This is a genomic window from Paracidovorax avenae ATCC 19860, assembly GCF_000176855.2.
Lineage (GTDB): Bacteria > Pseudomonadota > Gammaproteobacteria > Burkholderiales > Burkholderiaceae_C > Paracidovorax > Paracidovorax avenae.
Genome location: NC_015138.1, coordinates 4,453,080 through 4,476,700, shown reverse-complemented (window position 1 = coordinate 4,476,700; position 23,621 = coordinate 4,453,080). Strand labels below are relative to the sequence as shown.

Genomic DNA, 23,621 nt, shown 5'->3' with positions numbered 1-23,621 from the left:
ACCGTAGGAGCGGGCCGACCGGGAGGGGGGCCACGCACCGATGGAGTGCAGCCCCAGGGTGGGGAACCATGGGGCATATGCCATCCGGTACCCCATCATCATGAGAACCTCCACGCTGATCGCCCCCGCTCCCGACGCTGCAGACGACGACCGTCCCGCTCCCCGACGAACACCCGCGCACGCGCCCGTGCGTGCCCCGGAAGGGCCCTACCAGTCATTGCATACCGCGCTGCACCGCACGGCTCCCACGCCAGAGGCCAGGCGCCAGGGCGCCGCACTGCTGCGCGACACGCTGGCGCGCGCGGACCTGCCGCCGGCCACGCTGCCCGAACGACCCGATGACCTGCACGACTGGATGGCCGCGAGCCACGCCGCCGTGTCGGCGCAATATGGCGAATACCTTGCCGCACGGCGCGCGGGCGAAGGCCGGCGGTATTTCCGCAACCGGGCCCATGCGCTGCACTTCCTGCGGGCCGTGGCACCGACCAAGCTGGTGGATGGCAGCTGGCTCTACGGCGTGCTGCGCCACGCGCGCAACCCACGCATGGCCGAACTGGTGCGCACCTACCTGGAAGAACTCGGCGATGGCGCACCCGACAAGAACCACGTGCTGCTCTACCGCCAGCTGCTGTCGCGCTACGGTCTCTCGCAGGGCCCGGCGCTGCCCGATGCGCTCCATGAGCAGGGCGCGGTGCAGCTCGCGCTGGCCTGGAACGCGGAAGAGTTCCTGCCTGAAGTCATCGGCTTCAACCTGGGCTACGAGCAGTTGCCGCTGCACCTGCTGATCACCTCGTACGAGCTCAACGAATTGGGCATCGATCCGTACTACTTCCAGCTGCACGTCACGGTGGACAACGCCGACACGGGGCACGCCCGCCAGGCCTGCGATGCCGTGCTGGCGCTGCTGCCGCGCCATGGCGACCCAGAGGCCTTCTGGCAGCGGGTCCGCCAGGGCACCCGCCTGGGCGATGCGGGCCTCGGCACCACCCGCGTGATCGCGGACTTCGACATCCGCGCCGAAGTGGTGCGCATCTTCCAGGCCAAGTGCGGCGCCGGCCAGGGCATGCATTCGGACTACTGCAAGGTGGCCGGCCGCAGCGTGAACGACTGGCTGTCGGCGCCCGAAGGCATGGACGCCTTCCTGGACGCGCTCGTGCAGGCCCACTGGATCCAACCCGGCCGCCCCGTGGCGGAAAGCCGCTTCTGGGGCCTGCTGCAGGGGCCGCGTGCGGAGATGTTCGGCGTGTTCTCGCCCTATGAGCTGCAGGTGATCCACGACTGGATCCGCGGCGACGAGGCGAGCGCCGATGGCCAGGCATTCTTCGAACCCGCTGCCGCCAACGAGACGCGACGCCGCCCCACCTTCCGCGCCCTGCAGCGCGCCCGGCGCGCCGATGCCGGCGCAGCGGGCGCGGCCGATGTGCTCGACCCGGACCTGGTTGCCTTCAAGGAGCGCCTCGGCACGCTGGATGCCGATGCGCAGTTCGATGCCCTGGTGGATGCGATGTCGCCGTCGGAGCACTGGACGCCGGTGGGGCTGTATGCCACGCGCCGCTTCGTCGCGTCACATCCCTGAACCGACCGGCCCGGCCCGGCCTGTGCGGGCCGGATGCCGGAGCCACGTAGAAAAGCCGCCACGCGAGAGCATGGCGGCTTTTTCCATGGGCGTTGGCGGTTCAGGCGCTGCGCAGTGCCAGTGCCGGCTCCGCATTCGCCACGGCCACCGCGGCATCGTTGGCCGCGGGCCGGCGCCGGCGCGCCTTGCGCACGTACTCCGGATGGAAGCAGCGCTCGCTGCCGTCCGAGAAGGCCACGGTGATCGATTCCGACGCGATCGCGCTGACCGTGCCCTCCCCGTAGCGTTTCACGCGCACCGGCATGCCGAGTTCGAACGCAGGACGGGCAGGTGCCGCAGCACGCCCGGCGACCACGGCAGCTCCGGCCGGCGGCACGACGATGGCGGGCGCTGCCGATGGTTTTTCCGAGGACTTCTCTCGTATCGCCGCCCCCGTGGCAGACGACGCTGCGGCATTCGCGATGGCCTGCTGTGCATCGAGCGCGGCGATCCGCCGGCAGTTGTCGCAGGTGCCGCAGCGCTGCGCCGGTCGCGCATGCCCGAAGTAATCCAGCAGCAGTTCCCACCGGCAGCCGCCCGTCTGCGCATAGAACACCATGCGCTCGAGGCCGTCCTGGTCCTGCGTGCGCTTTTGTGCGTAGTCTTCGAGCAACGCGATCAGCGCCTCGCTGTCCATGCCCGCGCGGCGCAGCGAGAGGCGGCCGTCGGCCTTCTGCGTGACGATGCGGCGGCGGCGCAGCAGGCCCAGCGCCACCTGCAGCTTGGGGCGCGGCCGGTCCAGCGATTGCTGCAGCAGGTCCAGCGTCCAGCCGTCGTGCGCACCCGGCGGGGGTGACTGCAGCGCGGAGTAGAGCGCATCGAGGTCGTCGGGCGTCGGATAGCGGCCGGCGAGGAAGAATTGCTGCACCGCCTTGTCCTTGCGCAGGAAGAGCAGCGTGCATTCGGCCGGCTGCCCGTCCCGCCCGGCCCGGCCGGATTCCTGGTAGTACGCATCCAGCCCGCCGGGCATCTGGTAGTGCACCACGAAGCGCACGTCCTGCTTGTCGATGCCCAGGCCGAAGGCGTTGGTGGCCACCATCACCCGCAGGTCGCCCGCCATGAAACGGTCCTGCGCCTCGCCGCGCTCGGCGGCCGGCATGCGGCCGTGGTAGAGGCCCGCGGATTCGCCCGCGCCGGCCAGCAGCGCATGCACTTCCTCCGCGGCCTTCACCGTGGCGGTATAGACGATGCCGGAGCCTTCGGTACCCTTCACGGTGCGCAGCAGGCAGTCGCGCTTTTCCTTCTCGTCGGCGAGCTGCTCGGCGCGATAGTGCAGGTTGGGGCGGTAGGTGCCGGTATCGACCACGCCCGCGGCCGGAATGCCCAGTTGCCGGCGGATGTCCTGTGCCACGGGGCCTGCGGCGGTCGCGGTGAGCGCGAGCACCGTCGGGCGGCCCAGGCGCGGCACGGCATGGGCGATGTCGAGGAAGGCGGGACGGAAGTCGTGGCCCCATTGCGAGATGCAGTGCGCCTCGTCCACGGCCAGCAGGCCCACGGGCCCGCCGGCTTCGAGCAGCGCCTGGAAGCCGGCGTCCGCCAGGCGTTCGGGCGTGGTGAGCACGATGCGCGCGCTGCCGTCGGCCACGGCCGCCTCGGCCGCGCGCGTTTCCTCGGCGTCCAGCGCGCTGTGCAACTGCACGGCCGGCACGCCGCGCTCGCGCAGCGCATCGCACTGGTCGCGCATGAGCGCGATCAGCGGCGACACCACCACCGTGCGGCCCGCGAGCAGCAGCGCGGGCAACTGATAGCACAGCGACTTGCCGGCACCCGTGGGCATGATGGCCAGCGTGTTCTCGCCGCGCAGCACGCGGTCGATCACATCGCGCTGGCCCGGACGCAGGGCGCGCAGGCCGAAGGATTGCTTCAGGGCCGCCTGGATGCGGGCCTGGCTGGGAGGCCGCTGAAGAGCGGCCTGGGCGGTGGAGGAGGGCATGGCGGCGATCCGGTCGTTGCAGGGCCGTGCACCGGACGCCACGATGGCGTGCCGGCACGTGTACCTATGCTCGGGCCCGGGCCCGCTGCGGCGCGTGGGACGCCGCTTACCGCCCGTGTCATCCGGAAGCGTGCGCTGCCGTGACCGTTGCCGCCGCCATTCCCTCTTCCACGGCCAGGGCACCATCCTGCAGCCGCAGCGTCCGGGTGCCGATGGCCTGCGCGAGCGCATCGTCGTGGGTGACCAGCAGCAGGCAGGCGCCGGTCTCCTCCACCGCCTCGGTGAGCAGCGCCAGCGTGTCGCGCTGCGTGAGCGGATCCAGGCGCGAGGTCGGCTCGTCGGCGAAGAGCAGCGCGGGCCGGGCCAGCAGCACGCGCGCGAGCGCGATGCGCTGCAGTTCGCCGCCCGACACTTCGCCGGGGCGCCGCCGCAGCAACGCGGGGTCGAGCCCCAGGCGCTGCAGGCGCTCCTCCAGTGCCGTCCACGGCTGCGCATGGCGGCGTGCCACGTCGTGCAGGGAGGTGCCCAGGTCCGCCTGCGGTGCGAACGCACCCGCGGGATCCTGGTAGAGCTTCTGCAGGGCGGTCGGCGCGAGCGAGGGCGCACGCCGCACGGCGCCAGCGTCCGCGCGCACCAGGCCCAGGAGCACGTTGCCCAGGGTGCTCTTGCCGGATCCGCTGTCGCCACGCACCACGGTGCGCTCGCCGCGGCGCAGCGCCAGGTCCACGCCCTGGAAGAGCGGCCGGCCGCCGTACGCCTTGGTCAGCCCCGTGGCCTGCAGCACCACGTCGCCCACGGTGGGCATTGCGCGGCGTGGCCACGCGGACGGGTCCGCGTCCAGCAGCCGGCGGGTGAATGCATGCCGCGGCGTCGCCAGCACCTCCCGCGCGGGGCCCCCTTCCACGGCCTGGCCGCCCTGCAGCACCATGACGGCGCCGTCCAGCTGGCGCGCGAGGTCCAGGTCGTGCGTGATGACCACGGCGCAGCCGCCCTCCCGCAAAAGGGCCTGCAGGCCCTCCACCGCGTGCCGGCGCCATGCCGCATCGAGTCCCTTGGTGGGCTCGTCCGCCAGCAGGATGCGCGCCCCGCCCGCGAGCGCGATCGCCGCGGCGGCGCGCTGCGCCATGCCGCCCGAGAGCTGCCATGCGTGCTGGCGGGCTGCGGCGCCCAGGCCGGCGGCCTGCAGTTGCGCCTCCGCCGCCGCCTGCGCGCGGTCGGGCGGCAATCCACGCACCAGCGCATGCACTTCGGCAAGTTGCGGCGCTACGGGCATGGTCGGACTGAGCGCCTGCGCAGGCTCCTGCGGCAGCAGCGCGAGCGTGCGTCCCCAGAGCGGCCGGCGCGCGGGCCCGTCGGCGGCCCGGCTGGCATGGCCTGCGATGGCGACGCTGCCGCTGGCGCGCAGGGCCGGCGGCAGCTGGCCCATCACCGCCTGGGCCAGCAGGGATTTGCCGGCACCGCTTTCGCCGACGAGGCACAGCGCCTCGCCCGGATGCAGCCTGAACGAAATGCCCTGCAGCAGCGCGAGCGGTCCCGCATGCACGCTGAGGTCGTCCACCTGCAGGAGTGCGTTGGCCGCGCTCATGCCGGCTCCCCGGTGCGCACGACGAGCGCCATGCCCAGCACCAGCCAGGCCAGCAGTCCAACGGGAGCTGCGATCAACCAGGGGGCTTCTTCGTAGTGCGGCAGTGCCTCGGTCATCATCAGGCCCAGCTCGGCGGTCGGCGGCTGGATGCCCACGCCGATGAAGCCCAGCGCCGCAAGCGCCAGCACGGCCTGGGCAGCGGTGAAGGGCAGCAGCGTGCCCAGCACCGGCGCGAGCGCCGGCAGCACGTGGCGGCGCAGCAGGTAGAACGGACCGAAGCCGAGCAGCCGCGAGGCCTGCACCGCATCGCCGGCCAGCACCGGCCGGCTCGCGGCGCGGCTGACGCGGAAATACTCCACCCCCATCGAGAGCGACAGGCCCAGGTAGAGTGCCCAGTGCTGCCCTGGCGCGAGGGCGGCGAAAAGCAGCACCAGCAGCAGGCCTGGCACGGCCAGCACGGCGTCGGCGAGCAGCACCAGCCATCGGTCGAGCACGCCGCCGCGCCAGCTCGCCGCCACGCCCAGCAGCACCCCGGGAAGCGCCGCGCTCGCCGACGCTGCCAGCGCCAGCCCCAGGGAGAGCTGCGCCGCATGGGCGAGCCGGGCCAGCGTGCTGCGGCCGAACAGGTCCGTGCCCAGCCAGTGCGTGCGGCCGGGCGGCAGCAGGCTGTCGGCGAGCGACTGGCGCGCGGGATCGGTTCCGACCAGCGCGGGGCCCAGCGCCGCGAAGGCTGCGAGCAGACCGAGGATCACGAACCCCCAGCGGCGACCGGCGCGGGCGGGGAAATGTCCCGGCGCATGGGCGGCGGCACTGAAGGCGCCGTGCGGGGAAGAGGAATGCGACGGCACGGCGGTCATGCGCGGACCTCGGTGGAGCGCCGGGGATCGATCGCCACGCAGGCCGCATCCACCAGCAGGTTGAAGAAGACGAACAGCAGGCCCATGCACAGGGCCGCGCCCTGGATCATCGGCACGTCGCGCCCGAAGACGGCATGCACCAGCGCATGCCCGATGCCGGGCCACGCGAAGAGCGTTTCCACGACCACGGCCCCCTCGACCAGGAACACGCCCTGCACGCCGAGGTAGGCCATGACCGGCAGCGCGGCCTGCGGCAGCCCGTGGCGCCACAGCGCCTGCCCGTCGGTGAGGCCTTTGGAGCGCGCGAACGCCAGCGACGGCGATGCGGCGGCCTGCCGCATGGCGGCGCCGGACACCCGCGCCAGCCCCGCTGCGAGCACCAGGCCGAGCGTCAGCGCGGGCAGCAGCAGGCTGGCCGCATGGTCGTCGCCTGCCACGGGCAGCATGCCCAGGTGCACGGCCATCGCCAGCATGAGCAGCACGGCCAGCAGGAAGGGCGGCGTGGCCCGCAGCAGAACCGCCAGCGCGGCCATGGCGCGGTCGATGCGGCCGCCCGGGTGCAGGCCCGTCCAGATGCCGGCCGGCAGCCCCAGCGCCATGCCGGTGAGCAGTGCCGCGAGCGACAGTTCGACCGTGGCGGCCAGTGGGTGCGCGATCTCCCGCCACACCGGGTCGCCGCTGACATAGGAGGTGCCCAGGTCCAGCCGGGCGATGTCGCCCCACCAGGCCAGCAGCGCCTGCCAGACGGGCCGGTCCAGGCCCAGTTCGCCGCGCACCGCCGCGGCTGCGGCGTTCGAAACCAGGTCGTAGCCGTAGCGGCCGGCGGCGATGCGCGTGGCCATGTCGCCGGGCAGCAGGCGCGCCATCGCGAAGCACAGCGTGCCGACGATGAGCGCGAGCGCCACGGCCTGCAGCACCCGGCGCAGCAGCATGCGGGCCCAGATGCGTTCGGCGGTGGCGGTGCCGGTGGAGGATGTAGAGGAGGAGGTCATGGGAGACGTGCGGGTGGTCATGCGCGCCACTCCATCGCGGTGAGCCGGTAGGAGCGTTCCAGCGGATCCAGCCGGACCGGGCCGACGCGCGCGCTCACGGCCACGGTCTGCCGGTACCACGCCACCGGGATCACCGGCAGCGCGTCCTGCAGCGTCCGCACCACCTGCCGGCGCAGTGCCGCGGCGGGCTCCGCCGCGATGCCCCCGGCCTGCAATCGGGCCAGGGCGTCAGCCACGCCCGCGTCGGACCAGCCCATGGCGCCCCAGTCGCCGCCACTGCGCCCGAAGTCCTGTGCCAGCGTGCTGGTGGGATCGGGCGTGGTGGCGTAGTTGCGGGCGATCAGCGCAAGCTGCAGGCTGCCGTCGTGGTGGCCGAGGGGGATGTCGCCGGAGTTGCCCACGTCCACGCGCACCGCGATGCCGGCCTCGCGCCACTGGGCCTGCAGTGCGGTGGCGATCAGCGGCAGCTCGGGCCGGTCGGGGAAGGTGCGCAGCGCCAGCCGCAGCGGTTGCCCCTGCGCGTCGCGCAGACCGTCCGCGCCGCGGCGCCAGCCCGCCGCGGCCAGCAGCCGGGCTGCGGCCTCGAAATCGCAGGCGAGCGGCTCCAGTTCCTCCGCATGCCACGCCCCGAGCGTGGGCGGAAAGAGCTGAGTGGCCGCGAGCACGGGGTCGCGCAGCAGCGCGCGGGCGATGCCGGCCCGGTCGATGCACAGGCTGAGCGCCCGGCGCACGCGCACGTCCCGCAGTGCCGGCAACCCTGCGTTGACCTTGATCGCCACCGAGCGCGGCAGCGTCACCGATTCCACCCGCACGGTTCCACCGGCCGCGGCCCGGCGCCGCAGGCGCACGGTGCTGGCCGGGTCGAGCCCGTAGGCGAGATCCGCCTGGCCGGACTCGGCCATCAGGGCCCGTGTCTCGGAGCGCCCGGCCGAGAGATAGGCCACGCGCGCGATGGCGGGGCGCGCGCCACCGTGGCCGTCGAACGCCGCGGCCTCGACCCGCTGCGGCGCGGCGAGCGTGGTGACGCGGTAGGGCCCGCTGCCGACGATGGATTGCACCGTGCCGTCCGCGCCATAGCTCGCGGGTGCGAGCACCAGCGTGCTGCTGTGCGCCAGCAGTGCGGGCAGCGCGGCGTGCGGTGCGGCCAGGCGCACGCGCACGGTGGCTTCGTCCTCGGCCTCGACGGCCTGGATCGGGGCGCCACTCAGCAGCGACGGCGGCCGGCGCGCGGCCTCCAGGCAGCGGACCACCGCCGCGGCCCGCACCGGGGTGCCGTCGTGGAAGCGCGCACCGCGGCGCAGCACGAAGCGCCAGACGAGGCCGTCGACCGAGGCACTGAAACCTTCCGCCAGGCCGGGCAGCAGCGTGCCGTCGTCGTCGGCTTCCACCAGCGTCTCGGCGATCTGAAGGCGCGTGAACACGTAGCCACTGACCGCCGGGGCCAGGCCGGCGATCTCCCAGGGACCGACGATCTGCAGGCGTGCGGTTTCGCCGGCGGCCCGGGCCTGCAGGGCCGGTGCCAGCGCGCCCGCGGCGCCGGCCGCCAGCATCCGCAGGGTGCCGCGCCGCGTGGCACGAAGGGGGGCGGGATTCTTCATGGAGTGAAGCATGTCAGAACCGGGCCTGCAGGCCCACCGCCACGGTGCGCCCGCTGCCGGGTGTCACCCACAGCCGGCTCACCGATGTGGCGTAGTAGGTCTTGTCGAACACGTTGTCCACGTCCAGAGTGAGCCGCACCGTGGGCGTGAGGCGCCAGTACGCGACGATTTTCGCCGTGGTGTAGGCGGGCAGTTCGAAGGCGGGCGTGCCGGCCTGGGCTTCGGCCTGGGTGCGGGCCGCGCCCAGCCGCCTGCCCACGTGCGTGACGCCGCCGCCCACGCCGTAGCGCTGGCCGCTGGCGAGCGCGTCCTCGTACACCGCCAGCAGGCTGCCATTCACGCGCGGCACGTTGATGAGGCTGCCCCCGACCTCGAGCAGGTTGTCGCGCACCACGTCCACATCGTTCAGCACCAGGCTCGCGTTCAGTCGCCAGTGCGTGCTGAGCTGCCCCGCCAGGTCGAACTCCAGGCCGCGGCTGCGCACCTTGCCCGCCGTCACCTGGAAGCTGCTGTCCACCGGATCGGTGGTCAGCATGTTGCGCTTGGTGATGTCGAAGAGTGCGGCCGTGGCGCCCAGGCGCTGGTCCGCGCTCTCCCACTTCACGCCGAGTTCCAGTGCGCGGCCCTTCTCGGGTTCCAGCGCCAGGCCGCCGCGGCCCACGGCGGACGTGAAGCCGCTGTTCGGGCGGAACGACGTGCCCGCATTGGCGTACACCGTCCACTGCGCATCCGGCAGCCAGCTCACGCCCACGCGCGGGGAGACGGCCGTCGGGTCCTGCCCGTCGGTGGTGCCGGTGCGGTGGTTGTCGTAGGTCTGCCGGTAGCGGTCGAAGCGCGCGCCGGCCAGCACTCGCCATTGCGGCGCGATCTGGATCGCGTCCTGCACGTAGAGCGCCGTGTTGCGCTGGCGTTCGGTGAAGTCGGTGTTCGGGCCGGGCGTGGGCCGGGGCTGGCCGTACACCGGCCGGAAGATGTCGATCGCGTAGGGCGCGGCGGCCGTGGGGTTGATGCGCAGCATGCGCGCGTCCAGCGTGTAGCGGTAGCTCTCCACGCCCAGCAGCAGCTCGTGCGGCGTGCCGCCCCACTGCAGGTTGCCGATCAGCTCGCCCTGCAGGGCCGTGTCGTCGGACGAGAAATCGCGGTAGCGGCGCTGGCGGCGCAGCGTGCCGTCGGCTTGCAATGCCGAGGCCTCGGTGGAGAAGCCGTCCAGCCCGGTGGTGCGATAGGAGAGCGCGAAACGGCTGCGCCACCGGGCGTTCCATTCGTGCAGCAGCGACAGCTGGTGGGTGGTGTTGCGCACTGTCACGTCGCCGTCGCCCGGCTCGCCCAGGAAGCGGCTGCGCGGCACGTCGCCGAGCCGGTTGCCGACCGCCACCACGCCCCGGTCCAGCGGCGCGCGGTGCCGCAGGTATTCGCCGCTGTAGTCCAGCACGGTGCTGCCGCCGAGCTTCCAGGTGAAGGCCGGGGCCACCACCTGGCGCTGCGCGCTGACGAAGTCGCGGAAGCTGTCCCTGTCTTCCACCGCCACGTTGAGCCGGTAGGCCAGGTTCTCGCCGAGCGGGCCGGTGCTGTCGAGCGCGCCGCGGCGATACGCATGGCTGCCCGCATAGGCTTCCACCGCGTTGGCCGGCTTCCATTGCGGGCGCTTGGTGACGATGTTGAGGGTGCCGCCGGGTTCGCTGCTGCCGTAGAGCGCGGCGGCTGGCCCTTTGAGGAACTCGATGCGCTCCACGCCGGCCATGTCGCGCGGCGCATTGAAGCCCCGGTTGCCGGAAAAGCCGTTGAGCAGGGTGGCCGAGCCGGTGTTCTCGTTGCCGGGCAGGCCGCGGATGGCGACGTTGTCCCACAGGCCCCCGAAGTTGTTCTGGCGCGAGACCCCGCCCACGTAGTCGAGCACCTCGTCCAGGCGCGTGGCCCCGAGGTCGTCGATGGCCTGCCGGGTGATGACGCGCACGGACTGCGGCAGCTCGCGCAGCGGCAGGTCGGTCTTGGCGCCTGCCGCTTCCTGGGCCTGGTAGGTGCCGGAATCGGTGCGGCCGACGACATCGACGGTGGACAACTGGGCGTCGCCGGAAGGGGACGGGGTGGTGCCGGATTGCGCGCGTGCGCCGCCGGCCACGAGGGCTGCAGCGGCCATGGCCAGGGGCAGGGCCTTGAAAGAGGGATGACGGAAAAGGGAAGTCATGGAATCGAAGGGTGCAAAAGGGGACCGCAGCCCATGCCGGCATGCCGGGGTGCCATGCGGTAGCGCGCGGCACGGGGCATCCGCGTGTCCGTGGAGACGCGGTCCCGGGTCGGGAGGCTCAGAGGAAAAGGAAGGCGCGACCGGTGCAGGCCGCGGCGCGCTCAGGCCGGCCCTGCGGAGGGCACGGGCGCGATGGCGGCCCCTGCCGGTGGGCCGCGCGCCAGGAAAGGCTGGATGGTGCGGCGCCCGCGTGCCGTTTCGGCATGGGCTGGTGGGCTGGCGGGGGCGGCAGGCCCTTCCAGCCAGGACTGCTGCGCCGGCTGCGGTGCAGTGGCCTGCAGGTGGGCGAAGCCCAGGCAGACCGCGCATACCCCGTGCTGCGGTGTCGTGTCTTCGGATGGCGCTTCGGGCGCAGCGGCGGCGGACGGGCTTTCTTCCTCCCCCGCCGCGCCCACCGCCGCCACCGCGGCAGGCACTGCGGGCTGCAGGGCTTGCCGCAGGTGCGCCGCCTCATGCCACGACCAGCCCAGGCAGGCATTCAGCCACAGGGCCAGCAGCAGGAAGGGCGTGAAGCGGTGCAGTCGCATGGGAGTTTCCGGAGCGCGGGATGATAGCCGCGAGCCCGGCCGTGCGGCCTTTGTACTTGCCGGCCTGCCATGCAAGTCCGTGTTTTGCTGCGTCCTACGATGCACATACTGTGTAACACATCAGAGGTGCAATGATGTCTGATGCAACCTTCACCTTCAGGGTGGACGAGGCCCTGAAAACCGAGTTTCCTCTGCCGCGAAAGCCCATGATCGGACCGGCGCGCAGTTGCTGCGCGACTTCATGCGGGGCTACGTGAAGCAACAACAGGAAGCGGCGGAGTACGACGCATGGCTGCGCGGCAAGGTGCAGCGGTCGAAGGCCTCGGCCGACGCCGGCAATCTGGTGCCGGCCGCCGAAGTCGAAGCCCGGTTCGCGGCGCGCCGCGCTGCAACACGTCGCCGGCTTGACGGGTCGAACTGATGGAGCTGTTCTGGACGACAGAGGCCATACAGGACCTGGACCGCGACGTAGGGCGCGTGCTGAACGTTGTCCATGTCGCGCGACAATGGCCGCCAGCCCCGAAGAGAATTTGAGCAGTCCCCCGAGGCCGCGTCAGGCGGCGGGCGCCACGCAGACCCGGTCGCGCCCTTCCCCCTTGGCCTGGTAGAGGGCCTTGTCGGCCCGTTCGAGGATGGACGCCAGCGGCTCGCCCCCTCCATGGCAGAAGGCCAGGCCGATACTGACCGTCAGGTGGCCCACGCCGGGAAAGGGCGTATGGCCCACGGCCAGGCGGATCTTTTCCGCCACGAGCCGGCCTTCCTCGCGGTCGCGGGGTTCGGGCATCAGCACGACGAATTCCTCGCCACCGAACCGGGCGACGAAATCCGTGGAGCGCATGCAGCCGGTGATGACGCCCGCCAGGTGCCGCAGCACCGCGTCGCCCGTCTGGTGGCCGTGTGTGTCGTTGACGCGCTTGAAATGGTCTGCATCCACGATCATCAGCGCGAACCGGTGGCCGAGTTCGCGGCACCGCGCCGAATACGCCTGCAGCGCTTCGTCGAACCGGCGGCGGTTGTAGAGTCCGGTGAGCGGATCGCGCACCGCCAGGTTCTCGAGTTCCTGGTTGGCCTGGTGCAGGGCCAGCGTGCGTTCGCGGACCTGGTTCTCCAGGGAGGTATTGAGGCGCGACAGCTCCTGCTCGCGCTCCAGCAGCGAGGCCGTCATGGACTGGAAGGAGCGGTTCAGCTGGGCGACTTCGAGGGTGTCGGTGCCGTCGGGGTAGCGGGGCTCCCCCTCGCGGCGCTCGATGGCCCGCGCCGCGCGCGCCAGCAGTTCCAGCGGCCGGCTGAACCGTGCCGCGAGCCGGTAGGCCACCAGGCCGCAGAGCAGTGCGGCGGCCAGCCCCAGCAAGGCGAGCTGCCGGCCCAGCGCGCGTGCCGGCGCCAGCGCTTCATCCGCGGGCTGCCGCACGACGATGCGCCAGCCGAGGTCCGCGCCCGCCACGGACGGCAGCGCGACCGTGCTGCTCAGGTACTCCGTCCCGTCGGCCCACGTGAGGCGCTCGTAGCGCGCGGACGGTCCGGCCCGGTCCGGCAGGCGGGTCTGGCCTGCGAGCCGGAAGGGGTAGAGCACATTGCCCGAGCGGTCGGCGATGAGCACCTCGATGCCGTGCCCCGCTGCGCGGTCCACGGCCACTGCCTCCACGGTCTCGGTCACCCAGTACCAGTGGGCATGGGCGCCGATCACGCCGCGCAGCGTGCCATTGGCGTCCACGATGGGCGCGGCGAAATCGATGAAGCGCAGCGGCTGGTCCAGGCGCCGCTCCGGCAGGCGCTTGGCCAGCAGCACGGCGTCGTGCACGTCGCCCACGAAAAGATGGGTGCTGGCCTCGCGGAACCAGGGGCGCTGGTCCACCTTCTCTCCGACGAGGATGCCGCCCGTGGCCTGCAGCACCTGGCCTTCCGGGGAGCTGATGCCGATCCATGCGTACTCGCTGTGCGCGTCCTTGCGCTGGTCGAGCGCCCGGCGCATGGCATCGCCGCCCAGGTCGCCCTGGGTGAACAGCGGCAGCTTGCGCAGCAGGTCGATCTCGAGCGCGCGCTCGCGCAGGTTGGTGGCGAGCAGGTCGGTGGCCGAGCGGGCCGTGGTGTGCAGCAGGTCCCCCGCGAAGCGCGCGAGATCCCGCGTGGCGATGCGTCCCAGGTAGAAGCCCACGCCCAGCACGCTCGCGAGCGTGAGCGCACCGAACCAGAGGGTGAGTTGTCCCCGCAGGCTGGGGGGGCGCAGGGATGGCCGGGACGGCTTGGCAATCGGATGCATGGCGCATTGTCGGTCCGCCCGGCAGGCGCGGCGGCCGCCGCCCTGCGGAATTTCCCGAAGACGCGCATTCACTACAATGCCGCCCCTTTTGCGGCCCGCGCGAATCCCCACCATGCCCATCATCGTCAACGAAGAACTCAAGGCCTACATCGATCCGCTCACGCCCGAGGAGCATGCCGCCCTGGAGCGCAGCCTGCTCGCCGAAGGCTGCCGCGATGCGCTCGTGCTCTGGGGCGACGTGCTCGTGGATGGCCACAACCGCTATGGCATCTGCCAGAAGCACGGACTGCCGTTCAACACTGTCCAGCACCCGCATTTCCGCTCCATGGAGGATGTGCACCTCTGGATGATCGACCAGCACCTGGGGCGCCGCAGCGTCTCGGACTTCCAGCGTGGCGTGCTGGCACTGCGCAAGCGGGAGATCCTGGCGCAACGCGTGGCGGCCACCGCCCCTGCCGCGGCGCAGGACCCCGAAGCGGCAGAGGCCCCGGACGGCTCCGCGCCGTGGGAAGGGCCGGCCGATGCCGCATCCGCCGCACCGCAGGACGCCGTGGCGGCGGTACCGGAGGCCGAGCCGCTGAAGAGCCGCGAAGCCATCGCCCGGGCGGCACGGCTGAGCAGCAGCCAGGTGGTGATGATCGAGAAGATCCAGAAGCAGGCGGCGCCCGAACTGGTGGCTGCCGTGCGCTCGGGCGCCATCTCCATCAACACCGCGGCCGCCGTGGCGACCTTGCCGGAGGAAGAGCAGCGCGCGGCAGCGGTGGCGGGCAAGGATGAGCTGCGCCAGGCCGCGAAGCGCGCGCGCGACGCACGGCGCAAGCCGCGTGCGGAAATTCCGCAGGACGGATCCGCGCCGGAGGGCTCGGCCGGGGGGAGCGAGCCCTCCGTGCCCCAGGACGACATCGAGGCCCTGCGCCGCCGCGTGGCGGAGCTTTCGGCCGAGAACGAGGCCCTGCGCGGGGAAGTGGCTCGACTGCAGGCACTGGTGGGAGCGTAAGGCGCCGCGCGGGACGGTTGCTCCTTCTTTTGCAGGATATGGCCTACGTGCGCGGCGGTGCCCGCACCCTATGATCCGGTGCTCCCCGCACCGCACCCCCATGCCCTCCCAACCCATCCCGAACGACAAGATCCGCCACAGCATGCCGCTGCGGATGCTGCTGGGCTTCGTGCTCGCGGCCCTGGCGACCACCGTCATCGCCGTCTTCACCTACCAGTCGCAGCAGGACCGTGGCGAGGCGGTGCGGCGCATCAATGCCGCCGTCGAGTCGATCGTGCAGATCCAGTACGTGCTGTCGATCCTCAAGGACGCAGAAACCGGCCAGCGCGGCTACCTGCTGGCCGGCGAGCCCCGCTACCTCGGCCCCTACGAGACCGCCGAGGCTTCGCTCACGACCGAACTGGAGCGGCTGCGCGGGCTGGTGGGCGATTCGCCGCGGCAACTGCGCCGCTTCGAGCAGCTCGCACCCCTCGCGCGCCAGAAGATGTCCGAACTGCACGAGACCATCCAGCTGCGCCTTTCCGGCCAGGCGGACGCTGCACTGGCCGTGGTGCGCACGGACCGTGGCCGGGCCACCATGGACGCCATCCGCTCGCTGGTGCGCGAGATGATCGCCGCCGAGCGCGAAGAGCTGGAAGAACGCCGCGCGATGTGGGAAGACTCGGCCCGCTTCGCGGCGTACTTCACCTGGGGCAGCTCGCTGCTGCTGCTGGTGTTCATCCTGGGCGTGGCCGCCATGACGGCCGCGGACCACCGCACCAAGGCCCGCGAGGCCTGGGTGCGCAGCGGCCTGATGGGCCTGTCCGACGAAATCCGGGGCGACCTGCGGCTGGACGAGCTCGGTCCGCGCGTGCTGGCCTACCTGGCGCGCCGGCTGGGCGCGCGCGTGGGTGCGGCCTATGTTTCCGATGGGCACGGCACGTTCCGCCGCTTCGGCGCGTACGCGCTCTCCGGCTCCGGCCCCGAGCGCATCGCCACGGGCGAGGGGCTGGTGGGGCAGGTGGCCCAGACGCTGCAGCCGGTGCATGCGCGGCATGTTCCCGCTTCGCACCTGGAGGTGCAGTCCGGCGTGGGGCACAGCACGCCCGCGGAACTCGTGGTGCTGCCGGCCGTGCACAACGGCGTGGTGCAGGCCGTCATCGAGCTGGGCTTTTTCCGGCCCGTGCAGCCCATCGACATGGACATGCTCTCGCGCGCCTCCGAGCAGCTCGCCATCGCCGTACGTTCCGCCATCGACCGTACCCAGCTCGAGGCCCTGCTGGACGAGACGCAGCGGCAGGCGGAAGAGCTGCAGGCCCAGCAGGAAGAGCTGCGCGTGAGCAACGAGGAGCTGGAGCAGCAGAGCCGCGTCCTGCAGGAGTCGCAGGCGCAGATGGAGGCCCAGCAGACCGAGCTCGAGCAGAGCAATGCCCAGCTGGAGGAGCAGACCCAGCAGCTGGAATACCAGAAGCAGCAACTGCTGCGCGCGCAGGATGCGCTGTCCGACAAGGCCCGCGACCTGGAGCAGGCGAGCCAGTACAAGAGCGAGTTCCTGGCCAACATGAGCCACGAGCTGCGCACGCCGCTCAACTCCAGCCTGATCCTTGCCAAGCTGCTGGCCGACAACAAGGGCGGCAACCTCACGGATGAGCAGGTGCGCTATGCCGAGACCATCCACGGCGCCGGCAATGACCTGCTCACGCTCATCAACGACATCCTCGATCTCGCGAAGATCGAGGCCGGCCAGGCCACGGTGGACATCGAGCCCGTGAACGTGGCGCGCGCGGTGCAGTCCATCGTGGAGCCGCTGCGGCCGCTGGCCCGCGAGAAGAACCTGGCGTTCAGCGCCGTGGTCGAGCCGGGCGTGCCGGACGTGCTGCGCACCGATGCCCAGCGGCTGGGCCAGATCCTGAAGAACCTGCTGTCCAACGCGATCAAGTTCACCGAGCGCGGCGAGGTCGCGCTGCGCGTGGCGGCCCAGCCCGACGGCCGGGTGGCGTTCTCGGTGCGCGACACGGGCATCGGCATCCCCGATCACCAGCAGAAGCTGATCTTCGAGGCGTTCCGCCAGGCCGACGGCAGCACCCACCGCAAGTACGGCGGAACGGGGCTGGGGCTGTCGATCTCGCGCGATCTCGCGCAATTGCTGGGCGGCAGCGTCTCGGTGCAGAGCACCTCGGGCCAGGGCAGCGTGTTCACGCTGGTGCTGCCGTTGCAGCCCCCGGAGGGCGCCCAGGCGGCCGGGCAGGCCGCGGCCCCCGTGCCGCCGCAGCGCGCGGTGGCCACGGCCAGCGCCACGCCCGTCTCCGCCCTGCCGGCGGAAGTGGCCGAGCAGCCGGCCCTGGCCCCCATGCCGGCCCCGCCGCGGCGCCCGGCATCGGCGGTGGCCGACGACCGCGATGCCCTGCAGGCCGGCAAGCGCACCATTCTGGTCGTGGAGGACGACACGCGCTTCGCACGCATCCTCTACGACCTGGCCCACGAGATGGGTTTCCAGTGCATCGTCACGCACAGCGGCGGCGAGGGCCTGGCGGCCGCCACCGACTACATGCCCAGCGCCGTGGTGCTGGACATGAACCTGCCCGATTTCTCGGGGCTGGGCGTGCTCGACCAGCTCAAGCGCAACCCCGCGACGCGGCACATCCCGGTGCACGTCGTGTCGGTGGCCGACTATTCGCAGGAGGCCCTGGGCCTGGGCGCCATGGGCTACGCGCTCAAGCCGGTCAAGCGCGACGAACTCGTGCAGGCGCTGCAGCGCATGGAGGCCAAGTTCACCCAGGCGCTGCGCCGCGTGCTGGTGGTGGAGGACGACGACCGCCAGCGCGAGAGCATGCGCCACCTGCTGGCCAACGGCGACGTGGAGATCGTCGGCGCGGAAACCGCGCAGCGCGCACTGCAGCTGCTGCGCGAGAGCACCTTCGACTGCATGGTCATGGACCTGAACCTGCCGGACCTGAGCGGCTACGAACTGCTCGAGCAGATGGCCGGGCAGGAGGAAGTCGCCTTCCCGCCGGTGATCGTCTATACGGGACGGTCGCTCTCGCGCGACGAGGAGCAGCGGCTGCGGCGCTTTTCGAAGTCGATCATCATCAAGGACGCCCGTTCGCCCGAGCGCCTGCTCGACGAGGTCACCCTGTTCCTGCACCAGGTGGAATCCAGCCTGCCGGCGGAGCGCCAGCAGATGCTGCGCCTGGCGCGCGACCGCGAGGCGACCTTCGAGGGACGCAGCATCCTGGTGGTGGAAGACGACGTGCGCAACATCTTCGCGCTCTCCAGCGTGCTCGAGCCGACCGGCGCGAAGGTGCAGATCGCGCGCAACGGCCGGGAAGCGCTGGAGGCGCTGGAGCGCTCCCAGTCCGGCGATGCGCCCCAGGTGGACCTGGTGCTGATGGACATCATGATGCCCGAGATGGACGGGTTCACCGCCATGCGCGAGATCCGCAAGCGCCAGGAGTGGCGGCGCCTGCCCATCATCGCCCTCACGGCCAAGGCCATGAAGGACGACCAGGAGAAATGCCTCGCGGCCGGTGCCAACGACTACATCGCCAAGCCGCTGGATGTCGAGAAGCTGCTGTCCCTGGTGCGCGTGTGGATGCCCAAGTGAACCCCGAAGACGAAGCCCGGGCGGCGCTGCGCCGCAAGACCTTCGACATCGAGCAGCACCTGCTCGTGGAGGCCATCTACCGCCGCTACCACTACGACTTCCGCGGCTACGCGCAGGCGTCGCTCAAGCGCCGCCTGCAGGCAGCGCTCACGCGTTTTTCCTGCCGCACGCTCTCGCAGCTGCAGGACCTGGTGCTGCACGATCCGGAGGTGTTCCCGGCCATGCTCGAGTACCTCACCGTGCAGGTGAGCGAGATGTTCCGCGACCCCACCTATTTCCGCGCGCTGCGCGAGACGGTGGTGCCGGTGCTGCGCACGTACCCCTCGCTCAAGATCTGGGTGGCCGGCTGCAGCACCGGGGAAGAGGTGTATTCGCTCGCCATCCTGCTGCGCGAGGAGGGCCTGCTGGAGCGCACGCTGATCTACGCCACCGACATCAACGCCAATGCCCTGCAGAAGGCCGAGGCCGGCGTGTACGCGATCGACCGCGTGCCGTCGTTCACCGAGAACCATGCCCGCTCCGGCGGCAAGGGATCGCTGTCGGAGCACTACACGGCCGCCTATGGCCGCGTGGTGTTCGACAAGAGCCTGCGCCGGCACATCGTGTTTTCCGACCACAGCCTGGCCACCGACAGCGTGTTCGCCGAGGTGCATCTCGTCTCCTGCCGCAACGTGCTCATCTACTTCGACCGCGAACTGCAGGACCGGGCGCTGGGCCTCTTCAGCGAGGCGCTGTGCCGCAAGGGTTTCCTCGGCCTGGGCTCGAAGGAATCGCTGCGCTTCTCCTCGCACGCGCAGGCGTTCGACGAACTGGTCCCGCCCGAGCGCATCTACCAGAAGCGGGGGGGCGCATGATCCGTCCCACCGCCGCCCCGCAGGTGCCTGCCCGGCCGTTCGAGGCGATCGTCATCGGCGGCTCCGCCGGCAGCATCGAGGCGCTGTCCGTGCTGCTGCCCGCGCTCGGGCCCGCGCAGCGCGCCGCGGTATTCGTGGTGCTGCACCTGCCGCGCGACCGGCGCAGCCTGCTGTGCGAGATCTTCCAGCCGCGCTGCGCACTGCCGCTGCGCGAGGCGCAGGACAAGGAGCCGGTGGAAGCGGGCACCGTCTATTTCGCGCCGCCCGACTACCACCTGCTCATCGACGCCGGGCCGTCGCTGGCCCTGTCGGTCGATGATCCCGTGCACTTCTCGCGCCCGTCCATCGACGTTCTTTTCGAGTCCGCCGCGGACGCCTATGCCGGGCGGCTGCTGGCCATCCTGCTCTCCGGCGCCAACCACGACGGGGCCCAGGGCATCGCGGCCGTGCAGGCCGCGGGCGGCACGACCATCGTGCAAGATCCCGAAAGCGCTCCCATGAGTTCCATGCCCGAAGCGGCGCTGCAGCTGTGTACGCCGGCCCATGTCCTTTCGCCGCAGCGCATCGCCGACTGGCTGGCCGCACTGCCGCCAGGAGGGCGCGCATGATCGCGCCGCCGCGCATGCCCCCCGCCGCGCCCGCGCCGCAGCGCCACGCCGTCCCGGTGAAGTGCCTGCTGGTGGACGACGTGCCGGAGAACCTGATCGCGCTCGAGGCCCTGCTGCGCCGCGACGACGTGCACATCCTGAAGGCGGCCTCGGGCCCCGAGGCACTGGAGCTGCTGCTGGCCCACACCGACGTGGCGCTGGCGATGCTCGACGTGCAGATGCCCGAGATGAACGGCTTCGAGCTGGCCGAGCTGATCCGGGGCAGCGAGCGCACGCGCCACATCCCGCTCATCTTCATGACGGCGGGTTCGCGGGACCAGAACTGGCAGTTCAAGGGCTACGAGAACGGCGCCGTCGATTTCCTCTACAAGCCCATCGATCCGCACATGCTGGTCAACAAGGCCAACGTATTCTTCGAGCTGCACCGGCAGAAGGTGGCGCTGGCCTGCGAACTGCAGGACCGCACCCACGCGCTCAAGCTCAGCGAGATGTTCATGGCCGTGCTCAGCCACGACCTGCGCGGCCCGCTGAGCGCGATCCTCGCCAGCGCTGCCGTGCTGCGCAAGACGCAGGAGCCCGACAAGGTGCTGGCCATGGCCGACAAGGTGCAGACCAGTGCCCAGCGCATGGGCCGCATGATCGAGGACCTGCTGGACGTGACGCGGGCGCGCCAGTTCGGCGGGCTGCCGGTGCGGGCGGCGCCGGCTGATCTTGGCGAACTCGTGCAGCGCACGGCGGCCGAGTGGCGCACCAGCCATCCGGAGCGCGTGATCGAGGTGCTGCAGGAAGGAGACCTCGGCGGCCAGTGGGATGCCGAACGGCTGTGCCAGGTCGTGTCGAACCTGCTGGGCAATGCCATCCACCACGGCGACCCGCAGCAGCCCGTCCAGGCCTCGCTGGACGGCAGCGCGCCGCACAGTGTCGTGATGACGGTCCGCAACGGCGGAGAGATCCCCCAGGCGCTGATCCCGCAACTCTTCGACCCATTCCGCGGGCGAGAGCGCGAGCCCGGCCGCCACCAGGGGCTGGGGCTGGGCCTCTACATCGTCCACCAGATCGTGCAAGGGCACGGAGGCACGATCAGCGTTTGCTCGCGCGATGGGCGCACCATCTTCCGCGTCGAGCTGCCGCGCGAGGCGCCGCCCTGCGCGCTGTCCGGGATGGATTGACGGCCAGGACGGTCGAGGCCGGGGGAGTCGCGACCCCGCGCATGGCGGCGGCCCCAGCTGCGGCTGCACGCAGGGCGCCCCGCCGGCGGCCCCGGGCTCAGGCCGTGCCGGGCCTCAGCGCGCTGCGGATCGATTCCATCAGCGCTTCCAGGTCTTCCAGTTCGAAGGGCTTGAGCAGTGCCCGCACGTTCGGGCCGAGGGTATCCAGCCCGTGGCCGAACTGGTAGCCCGAGCACAGCACGATCCAGCGCTGGGGATCGACCTGCAGCAGCTTGCGGCAGAGGTCCGTGCCGGACATGCCCGGCAGGCTCACGTCGGTCACCACGATGTCGAAGGGCTGCGGCCCGTCCAGCTTCAGGGCTTCTTCCGCCGTGGCGCAGGACGTGACTTCGCGGTCGTCGCCTTCCAGCAGCATGCCGATGGTTTCGCGGAGTTCGGCGTTGTCTTCCACGTACAGGATACGCAGGGGGGTCATGGAGTGGTCTGTCCCTTGCAAGGGTTCGAGGGTGGAAGGTCGGAGGGAGTCGGTGGCGTGAGCCGGCGCGGGGAACTGGATCATGCCAGCATCCGCACCTTGGGCTCACGCTCCCACTGGCGTGTCGCCGCCGCCTTGATGAAGGCGGAGACATCGTCCGGAGCCAGCACGCCGGCGTCCGGCTCGATGCCGGCGGCCGCCAGGATGGGCTGGGAGCCCTTGCAGGCAGCGATCGCCTTGAGGTGGCCGTAGGCGTCGCGGAACCAGTCCACCGCCGCGGCCTGGCGGGCGAGCTGCGCGCCGGCCTGGGGCGCGAGCACGGAGGCCACTGCATCGAACACCACCGACGGCGTGCCTGCGAGCTGGCCGTCGGCCGGCAGCCGCGAGCCGTCGGACAGCACCGCGCCGCCGACCTTGGGCGCCACGATCTTCACCTGCGCGCCGGCCTTCTCGGCCGCCTTGCGCAGCGCGGCGATCGGCTCCGGCGCCGATCCGTCGGCCACCAGGATGCCGATGCAGCGGCCCTGCAGCGTGGGCTTCATGCGGTCGATGATGCGCAGCGCGGGCGACAGCGGCAGGTCCTGCGCGGGCGCCGCGGCCGGGAAGGGCGCGGGCAGGTCGGGCAGGCCGAGGCCGTCCGCGACGCGCTGGGCCAGGCCCTCGTCCACGTTCAGCAGCTGGGCGACGACGGCGACGCGCACGCGCTCGGTCTCCACCTTCGACAGCTCGAACACCAGCGCGGAGGCCATGTGCGCCTGCTCGATGGCGCTCTGGCTGCGGTAGAACAGGCGGGCCTGGCTGTAGTGGTCGGCGAAGCTTTCGGGCCGCAGGCGGCCCTTGGCGCCATCATCGCCGGCCAGGCGCTCGGCGAAATGCCGGAACCCCTGGGCCACGGAGGCGCGCGGCGTGTCCTGCTGCAGGCTGCTCGGCTCATAGGCCACGCGGCCCTTGGGCACCTGCATCTGCATGTGGCCGTCGCGCTGCATGTTGTGGAACGGGCACTTGGGCGCGTTGATCGGGATCTGCACGAAGTTCGGGCTGCCCAGGCGGGAGAGCTGCGTGTCCAGGTACGAGAAGAGGCGTCCCTGCAGCAGCGGGTCGTTCGAGAAGTCGATGCCCGGCGGCACGTTGGCGGGGCAGAAGGCCACCTGCTCGGTCTCGGCGAAGAAGTTGTCGGGCCAGCGGTTCAGGGTCATCCGGCCGATGGTCTTCAGGGGCACCAGTTCTTCCGGCACCAGCTTGGTCGGGTCGAGGTGGTCGAACGGAAAGCGCGCGGCCTCTTCCTCGGTGAAGAGCTGCACGGCCAGGTCCCATTCGGGGAAGTCGCCTGCCTGGATCGCCTCGAACAGGTCGCGCCGGTGGAAGTCATTGTCGGCGCTCTGCAGCTTCACCGCCTCGTCCCACACGGTGGACTGGATGCCCAGGCGCGGGCGCCAGTGGAACTTCACGAACGTGCTCTCGCCCTTCGCGTTCAGCAGGCGGAAGGAGTGCACGCCGAAGCCTTCGATCGTGCGCAGGCTGCGCGGGATGGTGCGGTCGCTCATCGCCCACATGATCATGTGCAGGCTCTCGGGCATGAGCGAGATGAAGTCCCAGAACGTGTCGTGCGCGCTGGCTGCCTGCGGGAAGGCGCGGTCGGGCTCCATCTTCACGGCGTGGACGAGGTCAGGGAACTTCATCGCGTCCTGGATGAAGAACACGGGAATGTTGTTACCCACCAGGTCCCAGTTGCCTTCGTCGGTGTAGAACTTCACGGCGAAGCCGCGCACGTCGCGCGGCGTGTCCACCGAGCCCGCGCCGCCCGCCACCGTGGAGAAGCGGCAGAACACGGGCGTCTGCCTGCCGACCTCGGTGAGGATGCGCGCGGTGGTGTACTTGTCCAGGCTTTCCGTGAGCTCGAACACGCCGTGCGCTGCACTGCCGCGCGCATGCACGATGCGCTCGGGAATGCGCTCGTGGTCGAAATGCGTGATCTTCTCGCGCAGGATGAAATCCTCGAGCAGCGTGGGCCCCCGCGGTGTGGGGCGCAGCGAGTTCTGGTTGTCCGCGACGGGAATGCCCTGCTGCGTGGTGAGTACCGGATGGCCGCCGCCGGCCTGCTGCTGCAGTTCCCCGCCCTGGCCGCGCGCGGTGTCGCCGGGGGCCGCTGCGGGGGCGGCTTTCGCCTTCCGGGGCGCTTTCGTGCCGGCGGGGTCGCTCGGGGAGGGTGTGTTCTTGGGCATGGGGCGTTCCTTGTGGGAAGGTGGGCCGCGGGGGGCGGAAGACGGCATCTTTTTCCGCCATGGGGTACGGGGCTGTAGGACAACCGCGCTTTGGCCTGGGG

The 23,621-nt window shown here is 71.4% G+C and carries 16 protein-coding genes and 1 pseudogene; 7 read left to right on the top strand and 10 right to left on the bottom strand.

Annotation, left to right across the window (positions count from 1 at the left end; translation table 11 throughout):
- Nucleotides 1–100 precede the first annotated feature (100 nt).
- Nucleotides 101–1,576: an iron-containing redox enzyme family protein gene (locus ACAV_RS19385; RefSeq protein ID WP_218918153.1), complete on the top strand. Its 1,476-nt coding sequence runs from the start codon at nucleotides 101–103 to the stop codon at nucleotides 1,574–1,576.
- 100 nt (nucleotides 1,577–1,676) lie between these two features.
- On the opposite strand, the gene ACAV_RS19380 is transcribed toward ACAV_RS19385, so the two are convergent.
- From ACAV_RS19380 to ACAV_RS19350, 7 genes are all read right to left on the bottom strand, one after another.
- Nucleotides 1,677–3,548 (bottom strand): RecQ family ATP-dependent DNA helicase, encoded by a 1,872-nt coding sequence (locus ACAV_RS19380; RefSeq protein ID WP_013596274.1) that lies wholly within the window; start codon nucleotides 3,546–3,548, stop codon nucleotides 1,677–1,679.
- A gap of 118 nt (nucleotides 3,549–3,666) precedes the next feature.
- On the bottom strand, nucleotides 3,667–5,133 hold the full coding sequence (locus ACAV_RS19375) for an ABC transporter ATP-binding protein (RefSeq protein ID WP_013596273.1): 1,467 nt from the start codon (nucleotides 5,131–5,133) through the stop codon (nucleotides 3,667–3,669).
- Complete coding sequence (locus ACAV_RS19370) at nucleotides 5,130–5,990, bottom strand: ABC transporter permease (protein ID WP_013596272.1); 861 nt, start codon at nucleotides 5,988–5,990, stop codon at nucleotides 5,130–5,132. The genes ACAV_RS19375 and ACAV_RS19370 overlap by 4 nt, the downstream gene beginning before the upstream one ends.
- Nucleotides 5,987–7,003, bottom strand: a complete 1,017-nt coding sequence (locus tag ACAV_RS19365; protein ID WP_013596271.1) for an ABC transporter permease — start codon at nucleotides 7,001–7,003, stop codon at nucleotides 5,987–5,989. The genes ACAV_RS19370 and ACAV_RS19365 overlap by 4 nt, the downstream gene beginning before the upstream one ends.
- A complete protein-coding gene (locus ACAV_RS19360) occupies nucleotides 7,000–8,580 on the bottom strand; it encodes an ABC transporter substrate-binding protein (RefSeq protein ID WP_013596270.1) in 1,581 nt (526 codons plus the stop codon). The genes ACAV_RS19365 and ACAV_RS19360 overlap by 4 nt, the downstream gene beginning before the upstream one ends.
- A 13-nt stretch (nucleotides 8,581–8,593) precedes the next feature.
- A complete protein-coding gene (locus ACAV_RS19355; RefSeq protein ID WP_013596269.1) occupies nucleotides 8,594–10,765 on the bottom strand; it encodes a TonB-dependent siderophore receptor in 2,172 nt (723 codons plus the stop codon).
- 161 nt (nucleotides 10,766–10,926) lie between these two features.
- The gene (locus tag ACAV_RS19350; RefSeq protein ID WP_013596268.1) at nucleotides 10,927–11,352 is read right to left on the bottom strand and encodes a hypothetical protein; all 426 of its coding nucleotides are present in this window, start codon (nucleotides 11,350–11,352) and stop codon (nucleotides 10,927–10,929) included.
- A gap of 134 nt (nucleotides 11,353–11,486) precedes the next feature.
- On the opposite strand from ACAV_RS19350, the pseudogene ACAV_RS19345 reads away from it, so the two are divergent.
- A pseudogene (locus tag ACAV_RS19345) lies at nucleotides 11,487–11,773 on the top strand (CopG family ribbon-helix-helix protein).
- Nucleotides 11,774–11,905: 132 nt separating this feature from the next.
- Here the strand turns inward: ACAV_RS19345 and ACAV_RS19340 are convergent.
- On the bottom strand, nucleotides 11,906–13,612 hold the full coding sequence (locus tag ACAV_RS19340; RefSeq protein WP_013596267.1) for a sensor domain-containing diguanylate cyclase: 1,707 nt from the start codon (nucleotides 13,610–13,612) through the stop codon (nucleotides 11,906–11,908).
- Nucleotides 13,613–13,724: 112 nt separating this feature from the next.
- Between ACAV_RS19340 and ACAV_RS19335 the strand changes: the two genes are divergently transcribed.
- The 5 genes from ACAV_RS19335 to ACAV_RS19315 all read left to right on the top strand — a co-directional run bounded on the left by ACAV_RS19335 (nucleotide 13,725) and on the right by ACAV_RS19315 (nucleotide 20,823).
- The gene (locus ACAV_RS19335; protein ID WP_013596266.1) at nucleotides 13,725–14,609 is read left to right on the top strand and encodes a hypothetical protein; all 885 of its coding nucleotides are present in this window, start codon (nucleotides 13,725–13,727) and stop codon (nucleotides 14,607–14,609) included.
- A gap of 100 nt (nucleotides 14,610–14,709) precedes the next feature.
- Nucleotides 14,710–18,192: a response regulator gene (locus ACAV_RS19330; protein ID WP_013596265.1), complete on the top strand. Its 3,483-nt coding sequence runs from the start codon at nucleotides 14,710–14,712 to the stop codon at nucleotides 18,190–18,192.
- Nucleotides 18,177–19,046, top strand: a complete 870-nt coding sequence (locus ACAV_RS19325) for a CheR family methyltransferase (protein WP_434799801.1) — start codon at nucleotides 18,177–18,179, stop codon at nucleotides 19,044–19,046. The genes ACAV_RS19330 and ACAV_RS19325 overlap by 16 nt, the downstream gene beginning before the upstream one ends.
- On the top strand, nucleotides 19,043–19,654 hold the full coding sequence (locus tag ACAV_RS19320) for a chemotaxis protein CheB (RefSeq protein WP_013596263.1): 612 nt from the start codon (nucleotides 19,043–19,045) through the stop codon (nucleotides 19,652–19,654). Before ACAV_RS19325 ends, ACAV_RS19320 begins: the two co-directional genes overlap by 4 nt.
- Nucleotides 19,651–20,823, top strand: coding sequence for a hybrid sensor histidine kinase/response regulator (locus tag ACAV_RS19315; protein ID WP_013596262.1), 1,173 nt, complete (start codon nucleotides 19,651–19,653; stop codon nucleotides 20,821–20,823). Before ACAV_RS19320 ends, ACAV_RS19315 begins: the two co-directional genes overlap by 4 nt.
- A gap of 97 nt (nucleotides 20,824–20,920) precedes the next feature.
- Here the strand turns inward: ACAV_RS19315 and ACAV_RS19310 are convergent, their stop codons facing one another.
- Both ACAV_RS19310 and ACAV_RS19305 read right to left on the bottom strand, forming a co-directional pair.
- Complete coding sequence (locus ACAV_RS19310) at nucleotides 20,921–21,289, bottom strand: response regulator (RefSeq protein WP_041829364.1); 369 nt, start codon at nucleotides 21,287–21,289, stop codon at nucleotides 20,921–20,923.
- An 89-nt stretch (nucleotides 21,290–21,378) separates the two neighbouring features.
- Nucleotides 21,379–23,520: a catalase gene (locus ACAV_RS19305; RefSeq protein ID WP_013596260.1), complete on the bottom strand. Its 2,142-nt coding sequence runs from the start codon at nucleotides 23,518–23,520 to the stop codon at nucleotides 21,379–21,381.
- Nucleotides 23,521–23,621: the final 101 nt, after the last annotated feature.

Bases quoted from the DNA above. Each gene is read 5' to 3' on its own strand.
- ACAV_RS19385 (WP_218918153.1), top strand. From the start codon at position 101: ATGAGAACCTCCACGCTGATCGCCCCCGCTCCCGACGCTGCAGACGAC.
- ACAV_RS19380 (WP_013596274.1), bottom strand. From the start codon at position 3,548: ATGCCCTCCTCCACCGCCCAGGCCGCTCTTCAGCGGCCTCCCAGCCAG.
- ACAV_RS19375 (WP_013596273.1), bottom strand. From the start codon at position 5,133: ATGAGCGCGGCCAACGCACTCCTGCAGGTGGACGACCTCAGCGTGCAT.
- ACAV_RS19370 (WP_013596272.1), bottom strand. From the start codon at position 5,990: ATGACCGCCGTGCCGTCGCATTCCTCTTCCCCGCACGGCGCCTTCAGT.
- ACAV_RS19365 (WP_013596271.1), bottom strand. From the start codon at position 7,003: ATGACCACCCGCACGTCTCCCATGACCTCCTCCTCTACATCCTCCACC.
- ACAV_RS19360 (WP_013596270.1), bottom strand. From the start codon at position 8,580: ATGAAGAATCCCGCCCCCCTTCGTGCCACGCGGCGCGGCACCCTGCGG.
- ACAV_RS19355 (WP_013596269.1), bottom strand. From the start codon at position 10,765: ATGACTTCCCTTTTCCGTCATCCCTCTTTCAAGGCCCTGCCCCTGGCC.
- ACAV_RS19350 (WP_013596268.1), bottom strand. From the start codon at position 11,352: ATGCGACTGCACCGCTTCACGCCCTTCCTGCTGCTGGCCCTGTGGCTG.
- ACAV_RS19340 (WP_013596267.1), bottom strand. From the start codon at position 13,612: ATGCATCCGATTGCCAAGCCGTCCCGGCCATCCCTGCGCCCCCCCAGC.
- ACAV_RS19335 (WP_013596266.1), top strand. From the start codon at position 13,725: ATGCCCATCATCGTCAACGAAGAACTCAAGGCCTACATCGATCCGCTC.
- ACAV_RS19330 (WP_013596265.1), top strand. From the start codon at position 14,710: ATGCCCTCCCAACCCATCCCGAACGACAAGATCCGCCACAGCATGCCG.
- ACAV_RS19320 (WP_013596263.1), top strand. From the start codon at position 19,043: ATGATCCGTCCCACCGCCGCCCCGCAGGTGCCTGCCCGGCCGTTCGAG.
- ACAV_RS19315 (WP_013596262.1), top strand. From the start codon at position 19,651: ATGATCGCGCCGCCGCGCATGCCCCCCGCCGCGCCCGCGCCGCAGCGC.
- ACAV_RS19305 (WP_013596260.1), bottom strand. From the start codon at position 23,520: ATGCCCAAGAACACACCCTCCCCGAGCGACCCCGCCGGCACGAAAGCG.